This window comes from Pseudobacter sp., assembly GCF_051955275.1.
GTDB lineage: Bacteria > Bacteroidota > Bacteroidia > Chitinophagales > Chitinophagaceae > Pseudobacter.
The window spans coordinates 1-10,515 of sequence record NZ_JBQCGW010000119.1; the positions used below are offsets into that span (position 1 = coordinate 1).

Here is a 10,515-nt window from a genome sequence, read left to right on the forward strand (position 1 = left end):
TTATCAAAAAGTCAGAAGATTTGTCTTTCCTGTAAGATCGGCATGGAAATGGATTTTATGGCCCTCAATTGACGCTCAAAGAATCAGCCAATTCAGCGTAAATCAAGCAATTGGAAATATTCGATATCTTTAGCAGTAGCCAATTATTACACCCAGCCTACTGATCTCCGCCACTCCTATGTAAAGCCAGTGCCATCATTGGTCATACCTAATTGGGAATAGCTTCATGCAAGTAGAGGATAACTATGTCAGTTCCGCGCCAGGAGTGCGGATCGAAGTGTTATGCCTTGCACTTAACAGTCAATTAAAAAAATAAAACATGAATGACACCCTGTTGTGTGTGATCGGAAATGGATTCGATATACACCATGGCATTCGCTCCGATTACAGGCAATTCAAATTTTTCGTACAGGAAAAGGATCCTGCACTCTATCGTACGATAGAGCAATACTTCGGCCCTGATGAAAAGTGGGGAAATTTTGAAGAAGTACTCGCTTACCTGGATGCAGAAATGATTGCTGAAAAGAAAGTCAATTATCTCAATTCATACGGGGCAGATGATTGGAGCGATGACGATAACTACGCTTACCAACGGGAAATAGAAAATGCGATTAAGCAGATCACCGTTCACCTGAAGTCGATTTTCACGCAGTGGATCTTGTCGGTGAAAGCATTTCCACCAGAAGTGGCTGAGCGAACAATTCCGCTGGATAAGACTGCCAGGTTTCTGACCTTCAATTACACCGATACGTTGGAAAGAGTATACCGGATTGCGCGGGAGCGTATCCTGCACATCCACGGCATCGCTGACGACGAGAGATCGCTGTTAATCTTGGGGCATGGACGGCCACCGGCAGCCATCCCTTCGCTTAATAAAGGCCTTCTACATGACCCTGACGTGGATATCAGGATCAAAGAAGGCAATGCCTTGCTGGATGCCTATTATGAAAAAAACTATAAGCCAACAGGTGCTATCCTCAGGGAACACGCAGGTTACTTCGAGTCCTTAAAGGAGATAGATGAAATACATGTTTTGGGGCATGCCTTCAGTGTGATAGATATGCCGTATTTCATGGCCATTATCAGGCAAATACAATGTGATAGGGTTAGGTGGCGGGTTAGCTTCTATTTGCCGGAAGAGGAAGATAAATTCAGGAAGGTCCTGGTTGATCTTGGTATCGATAACGACCTTATTACGCTGGTGCCATTGAAGGGAATGTACAATGGATAGTAAACAAACAGGAGTAGGGCAAGGGCATACTCATACTATTATAAACTGACGATTGAACCATCATAAAATACCGCTATATGGAATCATCCATGGCTGAAGGTGAATTCAAGGAGATGTTCACCTGTACACAAATGCTGATGAATCATGTTTATTGTTTTCAGCATTCCTTCAACCTGTTACCGGATAAAGATCATACCGGTGCCTGCATCAATCATTCGGATCTGCTGGAATGCAGGGAAGACTTTGTGGACGAGCTACTCAACACTGTTCCTGAGTGGGTGTATAGTCAACAGAAGGCAGATGAGATCATGACGAAATTTTTTGCGCGGTCGGGACGGTCACCGCGCAATGCACAAAAGGCATTTGATAGATACACGATAAATAAGTTTCGGGTACGCACTACCGGTAAGATTAGCCTGCAAGGGCAGTTTGGAGAATTGTTATTGTTCAATTTTATTCAGCACCTCCATAATGCTGCTCCGTTGCTGAGGAAAATGCCAATCACCCTGTCAACACCCATGGAACGGCCCGGTGCTGATGCTATTCACTACAGATTACAGGACGGAAAACACTTGTTTTTTCTGGGAGAAGCGAAAACATATACTGCCGACTACCGGTTTGCTGTGGCCTTCGAGGATGCGATTGATAGTATGCTGAAAACTTTTCTGAATCACCGTAAGGAGCTCGGCAGTTATGTCTATGATGAATTTATCGATGACAGACTACAGCACGTGGCGCAGGCTTATAAGGATAATACCATCGACGATTTTGAAGTGCACCTGGTTTGCGTGATTACTTATAATGAAACGGAGCTCCTGCAAAAAACAAGCAGGGCTGAGATCAATGAGCAGATCAGGAAGATCATTGAAGACAGGGGCGCGGCGCTGAAGCGGGAAATATTCGAAAAGATTCCTGCGGGGTTGTTACCCCGCTTCAATTATATTATTCTGCCTGTGTGGAAACTCGATGAGTTGTTGCAAGATTTTGAACAAAAATTAGGAAGATGAAGAAAGCGCTGGATATTCTTGGTAGGCTGTTGCGGTTTGAACTGCGGATACAAGCCATACGGTTACAATTTATCGAAGGCGATCCGCATGAAAAGATAGATCGGGAATTTCTGATGGAAATTCTGATTGAATTGAATGCGCTGGCGGTGCGCCGGGATGAGGAAGCGAAAAAACTGCTCATTGGCATTACCGCGTTGCTCTGGAACTACCGGGATATCAACTGGGACGGCTTACGGGATCACCTGTTGCTGTATCTCTCCCAGGCTGGCTTTGGGCCGTCGAGCATTATGCTGGATAAGGAGTATTCCCATACAGATAAAACCTACTCGTTCTCCACAAGTGTGCTCAATCAATATGCGGTGGGCGTTGCACAGGCAAGGAATGAGGTTTTCGTAGGGGAGCGTAGGTACCTGTTGACAGAGTTTCAAAAAGAGTTGTGGGAAAGTCTGGACCGACCGCTGGTAGGTATTTCGGCACCCACTTCTGCCGGGAAATCTTTTCTGATATTGCTAAAGACAATTGATCTGCTGGTAAGAAAGCCGGGTACTGTCGTGTATGTGGTGCCCACGCTGAGTTTGGTGAGTCAGGTAATGGCCGATTACCGTGCTATCCTGAATCAATTCGGCATGGAGGATTATTCACTGGAATCTGCGTTTAATCTATCAACGTACAACAAAAAAACAATTTATGTGCTGACACAGGAAAGAGCGATCGCTGCTTTTTCGCAGGGAGATACCCCGTTTGAAGACGTTCGGTTACTGGTAGTGGATGAAATCCAAAATGTGGAGCGCGTGGCAAACCATGAAGAGCAAAGAGCGAAAGTTCTATTTGACCTAATGGTAGAGTTTCGCAATAGTACAGCAATTGATCATGTAATTATTTCAGGCCCCCGGATCGTGAAGATTGATGAACTGGGCGAAAGCATCTTTGGGCAGGAGGCAATTAAAAAGGAAACCAGTTCCTCGCCGGTATTGAATCTGACTTATTCCATCCACCTGCGGAAAAAGAATCAATACTATCTACGGGTGTTCAGTGATTTGTTGCCAAATCCAATGGAGATCAAGATCACCGAAGATGAGGCCATCAAGGGATACGGCAAAGCTCAATATGGTGAGGAGTATCTGGGGTATTTGCAACAATTTGCCAGCAGTTTTGATGATGAATGCGTGCTCATTTTCTCACCCAATCCTGATGTTTGCTCCAGGATGGCCAATTATTTTAGCCGCGTTACGGTAGAAGAGCACAATCCTTTCCTGGATAGCTTATCGGCATTCATCGCTGATACTGTGCATCGGGACTACCCGCTGGTGCCTGCAATTAAAAGAGGCATAGCCTTTCATCATGGAAAATTACCCTCACATGTAAGGCCTCTCATTGAATATGCCATCAAGCGCAACTGGATCAAGAAGTTAATTGCCACAACTACTTTGCTGCAGGGCGTTAACTTGCCGGTGCAAAACATTATTATCCGCAATCCCAACCTGTTTGTCCAAAGAAAACCGGGTTCGGTTTCTTTGTCTAATTATGAACTGGCCAACCTGCGTGGCAGAGCGGGCCGGTTGTTGAAGGATTTTGTAGGGCGCACTTTTATGTTGGATGAAGACAGTTTTTGCCCGGATGGGAGTGAGCAGTTGGACCTGTTCAAAGGAACAGAAAAAGAATTAAGTGTAGGCTATGGAGGAAAATACCAGGAATTCAAACGCGAAATCAAACAAGATATCAAGGATCAGATCGGCTCAACGGAAAGCAACAAAGAGTACAGTTATGTTACGACGCACATCCGTCAGGTTGTGATGAAGCATGGTGTCAATGCACAAACCTCGCTTAGCCGGGTGGGCATCAACTTAACGGACAGGGAGCTCAATGAGGTTATTGAAAAACTGAGGGAAGTGACCGTGGATCACCGGGTCTGCAGCCGAAACCGCTATTGGGATCCTTTGGATTTGCAACGATTGCAACAGCAGAGTCAACGCTTCCTACTGCCTACGGGAGCCGCTAACTACGGGAATGCTCAATTATTGAAAGAAGCGTTACAGCAGCTCGATGAGTTGTTCCCAACCTACTATGAAAAGCATTTTGGGATTCGTAACACAGGAACAAAGGATGTGTTATTACAGGTTTGTATCCTGGCCGATAAATGGGCGAGAGAGATTCCGCTGGCAACGATACTCTCCAGTACGCATTATAAAAGTTCTGAACAAATTGAAAAAGCTGTTGAATATCTGGAAGGGAAAATTTCGTATGGATTAGCGCAGCTCTTAAAACCGTTGTATGATATCAGGCTGCCCGAAAGCATTTATCCACGATGTCTGGAGCTTGGTGCGTATCGTCCCTTGACCCGAGGGTTGATTGAGCTGAATATCCCCCGGGAAACAGCGGTGTTTTTACAGAGCAGGATAAGAGTGAGCGATGTTACATCGAAAGCGGAACTGATTGAAGCTGTCAGAGGAATTCGTCCAACGCTGAACGAGTGGTATCAGCGCCTTCTGGAAAATGTGTGACAGGTATAATAAGACACAAGGAAAGATCTTATGGAAAAAGAGGTCTTCTTTGTTGAATAACATTACAAATCATTAGTGAAAATAAATGAGCAACCCTGTTAAACAGCATCTGGTTCCCAAAGCTTATTTGAAACATTTTGTTATCAATCCGCTGGATCCTGAAATGCGCAGTATGGTATGGCACGGATACAAAACCGATCATGGCAGTAGGGTGGAGAAGGTATCCATTAATGCTGATAAGTTAAAGATGGCTAATTTCTATACTATGCCTGAAGATCTTGAAGATCCATACTGGGTAGAGCGCACATTCTCCAATGTCATAGAGCCGCAGTACGGGATGATTATGGGAGAATTAGGAAAAGAAGAAGCGTTTACGGTGGAATGGAAGGCCACCATGCTGGGTTGGCTGTTTTATAGTAAGTATCGCAACATTACTTTTCGGAAGAGCATTGAATCGTTTCTGAAATGGTATCATGTAGGAACTACTTTTTCGTCTTCTATGACAGAGGAAGAGCGAGTAGCACTGAAACAGGATATAGAAGCGAATGCAGCGGAATCGGCCAAACGCATGCAGATAGAAACATTCGAGAATGCTGAGCTGATCAGCGAGTTTCAGGCCGCTATAGGTTCCAAAGAATGGATTATCTTAAAAAGTCGCAAAGGCAAATCATTCATCACCAGTGATGAGCCTGGTTTTTCGATCAATGAATATATAGGTGATCCTGCAAATTTAAATTCGTTGTTTGCTGGTAACGTGGCTGCTTCCAATTATTTTCCTTTTTCACCGAGGTACTGTTTGCTGATCAAGCCATATGAAATGGGAACTCCGTTGGATTGGAATGTCTGGAGCCGTGATCCTCAAATAGTGATTGCCAGCGGGGCTGATATTGATTATATAAACGCTTGTACCTGCAGGACACGCGCTAAGTATATATTTAGTCAAAGCAAAGAAGTGGTTCAGGAGTACTTGAAATGCATGTAGGGCAATTTGCGGCTCACTGGAGATTGTTCTGTTTGATCACGGAAGTGAAATTGCAATGGATTCCTTATTCACAAATTATTCGATTCGGTGTCAACTGCTCAAATATTTTTCATTTATTCGATAAATTTGGAAGATGGGTAAAGGGAGTAAATCTAAAAAGTCCAAGTCATTAGCGGCGAAGGGAAATCCGGTAGTAGAGATAACGCAGGAAGTTGTTGTCAATGATCAACCTGCGCAACTAAGCGACAAGGAAAAAGAGGAAATACATCGGGAGGAACTGAAAAAATTTGAGGAAGGAATGTCTGCTTTGAAAGAATTTAGAAAGGAACTTCTTGAAGTCTTTCGCAAGAGCCAGGACACATTCGATAAACAATTATCTTATATCGCTGCCGGATCGCTTGCGTTGTCGATAGGCTTTATCAAGGATATTGTAAAACCGATAAAGGATTCTCAGTACAAGTGGATGCTGGTAGCCGGTTGGGGCGCGTTGATATTAACTTTGCTGGTGAATCTAGTTTCTTATATGATCGCTGCCAAGCATGCCAAAAAAGGAGCGAATGAGACAGAGGAAGAGAATGTGAATGACAAGTATGATCCGACAAAGATTGATAAGAGAAGTTTTTGGATTGAGTTCATGAACTGGTCAACAGTTGTGACATTGACGTTGGGTATTTTGCTGATCGTACTTTATATCATCTTAAATGCACTGTATGTTTAATAAGCCAGACAAAAGCAAGGATCACGGGGATAAAAACATGCCCGATGAAACCAGGGGACTGACACCCCATACTGCCCCTCCCAAGCCCAAACAGCCGCTGCCACTGAAACCAAAAAAATAAATCCACTATACATGCGAAACGACAATGGACAAATCAATGGGGGAGATATTCAAAAACCGTATGAACCGGATGTTACCAAAGGACTTACCGTGACCAATGCACCCCCGAAACCAACAGCGCCTCAGCAGCCGTCAGTATCACCACAAAATGATTCAGAATAAAATTTATAAATCGTTACAATATGTCAGAAAATAAGAAGGATATACCTAATAGCAAGTCAGACGTTATCAAGCCTCAGTCAATAACCACCCATCAGATCGGTTCGATTAAAAATGGTCAACATGTATCTCAAGCCCCTCCTAAGCCGCAAAAGCCGGTTAAAGGAAATAAATGAGCAAGGAGCTGGGCGATTTGACATATTCGTGCTATATTAGGTCAGCAACTCTCCTGTCAATAATCTCTCTCCATCGATCCTGCATCGATCCGTATAGGCATTGGCTGTTTTCCAGCAGCAATGGAGGGATTAATCATTTCCTAATTGTTCGACCCTGTACACATTGAATCCGGTTATTCCGGCACTATGTTGCCCGGAAACTGGCACCTGTTGTTACACAGGTGGGTAATATATTTTTGGAAGCCTGCAATTACCTTCAAGTTATGGACCTATTGACCTGTTTAGTACAAACCACCCGTCAACAAGACCTTATCCGGATCCTGCGTGGCTATTCCGGGATCTCCGTGCCACTCAAAGAACTGGATCTGCCCTGCCAGGCAGACGAGGTTATAAACCACTTCCATGTACCGCCCAGCAGTTACCTGATCAATAGTAACGGAGCCTGGCAGGTAATAGAAGTGAACAGCCTTTGTCATCTCCATGAACTGGCGGAACGTACTTCCGCAAGCCTGGCTTGTGACTTTTTGCAGTTAATCTATGTTTCTTCAGTGGGGTACGCTTACTTCCTGCTCTATCGTAACGGCGCTATGTTACGGGAGATCGAAGGCCGGGGAGATCAAGAGTTACCGCTGAAGGATTTCGGCCAGTGGATGCCGGCTACCTGGAAGGAGCCTGTTCATTATTTTGACCTGGATGTCATTCGGGAACTGGCTGCGGGATTAGGTGTTGATGTGAGCAACCTGTTTGCCGCCTCTCCCTGTCTGCTTTTGGAGTCGGGTACGCTCCCGGTAGTTATTTCGTTGCACGATAAGGAGGCCGTCGAGCGATTGCTGCTGTAACACCGATGGTGACTGGTTGTGGTTTGCTGTCCGTTAATCAAAAGACAGGATCTGTTAAATCCCGCCCAATACATGAAGGTAAGTACTGTTACTTGCAATCGTTGTGCGGTAGCAGTTTGTAATTCAGCATATCTTTCTTAAATTCGGCTATAAGGTTTTCGATACTTTACTAATCATTGTCCCTGCCGAAAACGCTCTTGGTGTTAAGGTGATGAAGCAGCTGTTCCAGCCCGTTTTCATTACGCATTTAACCTGAGCCTATGATAAGGATGTTCGCTGCTGAGGGTGCGATAGATTTTACCCGGTACGAATCTGAATCCGCCCACCCAAAACCCGAAACCCATATTCCGGGTTCTGTCATGTATGATGCTAACCAGCCTTCCGGTCAATTTCATTACCAGACATATTCTAAGAAAAACTACACGCTGTATTACAGTACGTATGCACCTGTACTTGATGTTACCTTGCGTGTAGAATTCCCGTTGCCATTCCTGGGCTTCAGGATCATGGTAAAGAGTCATATTGAGCACCACCTCAATGGCCTGGCTTTTCACCTGCTGCAGGGCCAGGTCAATGTAGTGTATGCGCCGACTGTAGACAGTGAATTGCTGTTGAAAGAAAAAGAGGTCTATGAGGTGTTTGACCTGCAGATTGAGGAAGGGTTGCTGGAACGGTTGCGCGTCACTGACCACGAACAGGCGACGTTACTTGAGGCGCTGCGGGGATCTCAGACTGTGGCTTTATTCGGAGGACCAGGATTTGCCAGCGCATATGTGCTCGATGCCATGACCACACTGCTGAAGGATCCGGGCAATGAAGAGCTGGCGCTTCAGTTGTTGCAACAGGTAATTGAAGTGCGGCGGATGAAACGCCCGCAACGGCAGTTGACCCGCCAGCAGGTCGAAGGATTGTTCCGGGTAAAGAATATCATTAAAGACCAATTGAAAAAAGATCATCGCCTGGGAGATTTGGCCAGACAGGCTTATATGAATCTCACTTACTTCAAGGAAATGTTCAAGATTGTATTCGGTGTTACACCCTATCATTACCTGTTGTATGAGCGGATAAAGGCTGCCAAAAAACTGATGCAAAGATATCCTGATCTCACGCTGTCGCAGGTTGCTGTTGCCTGTGGTTTCAATAATGATAACAACTTACGCAGGGCTTTCAAGTCCGTTGAGAAGATGACGTTGGCGCACTGGCAGAAATTGTCGGACGTTGTACTTATTCTGATCTCATTAGAAAGTTTCTTCTAACACAAAAGCAATTTCGCCGACCAACTATTGGATGGAATTTACGCCCTGTGTACATTTGATGTATCAACCGATGGCCGCACTATCGGAAGGAATGAGCTGATCTGCTCAAAGGAAACTGCGAAGAATGTCAAGCGGCCTTCCGTCCCTATTCTTATCATACAAAATGAAGGGCTGTGTTTTCAGGCAGCTCCTTCCCATCAAAGAACTTAATCGTGCGAGTATGCGCTGGAAGCAAATGTTGCGCCGCGAATGGATTAGTGTGATCCTGGTGGCAGTGTATGCTGTAGACTGTAGTGCCTGCCTGCAGCAATGGCAATCCTACAAAGCTTGGTTGAATAACCTGCCGTTTATCGGTGCCTGGCATCAGTGGCTGGCATATGCACTGTCGCTGACCATCATCACGCTGCTGGTATTGCTCATTGGTGGATTCCGAAAGGCAGGCTGGCAGCTGAGTCTATGGATGCAGGTGGTGTTTGTTAGTTATCTCTGCATGGCACTGTTAACCACAGATGTCTTCTTCCTGCCGTTTCATCCCTGGTGGGATGGTATGCGGTGGTGGGACCGGATGTGGATAGCGCTGGCACAGGCATGGTTGAGTTGGGCTGCTATCAGGTGGGATGGAACGGCGGCAGCAAACAGTGATCACCCGTAGTCAGGCTGGCAGATCCTGCGCTGGTCTGGTGAAACAGGATAGAGGAATGCTGAAGCCTCTGTGAGTAAGTAAGCGTCAACAAAAAATGTGTGTATGAAAAGGAAGTTTCAGTTGTTGACTGCTATCGCATTGGTAGCGGTGAGTACGGTGGCGCTGGCAGGGCGTGCCCGGTTTGTGAACAGTAATGTGTATGCGGATGTTGCCGGAACAAAAGTGCTGGTGGCTAATTCCACCTCGATGCCCGGACTGATCCTGACTGGATCCAGGCAGGCAGATATTGGCTCTTCGTTGTCCAGTACAACCCGTTACAACCTGTTCACCCATAATGGCACCAGTTACGTACCCGTATATACGAACGGTTACTAACGAGCCACTCGTGATTTTTGCAGTAGGCCGGCACAATATCGTGCCGGCTTTTATGCTTATAAGGGATAGTTTACATGCCAGCTGAGTAGCCTTTGTGGAAACTGAGCGGGAACTTCGGTGCGGAATAAGAGCCATATCTAATTATTCACGAATTACTCAACTATGAAAGTTGTGCTCCTGCTCATGGTGGTGCTGATCAGTTCCTGCTCTCAAAAAGGGTTCAAGGCTGCGTCTAAAGGAATACGGGACAGTTGCGGCAAAAGAACTGCAAAATCACAGTGGGCTCATCAGCTGCGCATGCAATTGTATGAAAGCGGAAAGCTGCCAGCAATTGCAGAGCCGTCAGATACCCTGTATTTCATGCACACCAGTAATATCCAGACCGGCGCTTACCGGGCGCGGATATGGAACAGGCAGGCAGTATATACTTACCTGTTCGTCAACGGCAAACTGAATGAAGATAAAAGCGGTTATTTCTCCGATGTCATGATGGAGGTGGTCCGTCAGT

Annotated in this window: 10 protein-coding genes; all 10 read left to right on the top strand. The window is 45.6% G+C overall.

Going from position 1 to position 10,515, the window contains the following annotated elements; translation table 11 throughout:
* Nucleotides 1-319 precede the first annotated feature (319 nt).
* Complete coding sequence (locus ACTHMC_RS10045) at nucleotides 320-1,231, top strand: bacteriophage abortive infection AbiH family protein (RefSeq protein ID WP_440412979.1); 912 nt, start codon at nucleotides 320-322, stop codon at nucleotides 1,229-1,231.
* Nucleotides 1,232-1,308: 77 nt separating this feature from the next.
* Nucleotides 1,309-2,238 (top strand): HamA C-terminal domain-containing protein, encoded by a 930-nt coding sequence (locus ACTHMC_RS10050; RefSeq protein WP_440412980.1) that lies wholly within the window; start codon nucleotides 1,309-1,311, stop codon nucleotides 2,236-2,238.
* Entirely contained in the window at nucleotides 2,235-4,739 is a 2,505-nt protein-coding gene (locus ACTHMC_RS10055; RefSeq protein WP_440412981.1) for a DEAD/DEAH box helicase, read from the top strand. The genes ACTHMC_RS10050 and ACTHMC_RS10055 overlap by 4 nt, the downstream gene beginning before the upstream one ends.
* An 85-nt stretch (nucleotides 4,740-4,824) precedes the next feature.
* Entirely contained in the window at nucleotides 4,825-5,721 is an 897-nt protein-coding gene (locus ACTHMC_RS10060) for a DUF4238 domain-containing protein (RefSeq protein ID WP_440412982.1), read from the top strand.
* Nucleotides 5,722-5,854: 133 nt separating this feature from the next.
* Nucleotides 5,855-6,439: a hypothetical protein gene (locus tag ACTHMC_RS10065; protein ID WP_440412983.1), complete on the top strand. Its 585-nt coding sequence runs from the start codon at nucleotides 5,855-5,857 to the stop codon at nucleotides 6,437-6,439.
* A 718-nt stretch (nucleotides 6,440-7,157) separates the two neighbouring features.
* Entirely contained in the window at nucleotides 7,158-7,733 is a 576-nt protein-coding gene (locus ACTHMC_RS10070; RefSeq protein ID WP_440412984.1) for a hypothetical protein, read from the top strand.
* A gap of 260 nt (nucleotides 7,734-7,993) precedes the next feature.
* On the top strand, nucleotides 7,994-8,989 hold the full coding sequence (locus ACTHMC_RS10075; protein ID WP_440412985.1) for a helix-turn-helix domain-containing protein: 996 nt from the start codon (nucleotides 7,994-7,996) through the stop codon (nucleotides 8,987-8,989).
* Nucleotides 8,990-9,209: 220 nt separating this feature from the next.
* Nucleotides 9,210-9,641: a MauE/DoxX family redox-associated membrane protein gene (locus tag ACTHMC_RS10080; protein ID WP_440412986.1), complete on the top strand. Its 432-nt coding sequence runs from the start codon at nucleotides 9,210-9,212 to the stop codon at nucleotides 9,639-9,641.
* A gap of 93 nt (nucleotides 9,642-9,734) precedes the next feature.
* A complete protein-coding gene (locus ACTHMC_RS10085; protein ID WP_440412987.1) occupies nucleotides 9,735-10,007 on the top strand; it encodes a hypothetical protein in 273 nt (90 codons plus the stop codon).
* Nucleotides 10,008-10,169: 162 nt separating this feature from the next.
* A partial coding sequence (locus ACTHMC_RS10090; RefSeq protein ID WP_440412988.1) for a hypothetical protein occupies nucleotides 10,170-10,515 on the top strand: 346 nt, incomplete at its 3' end.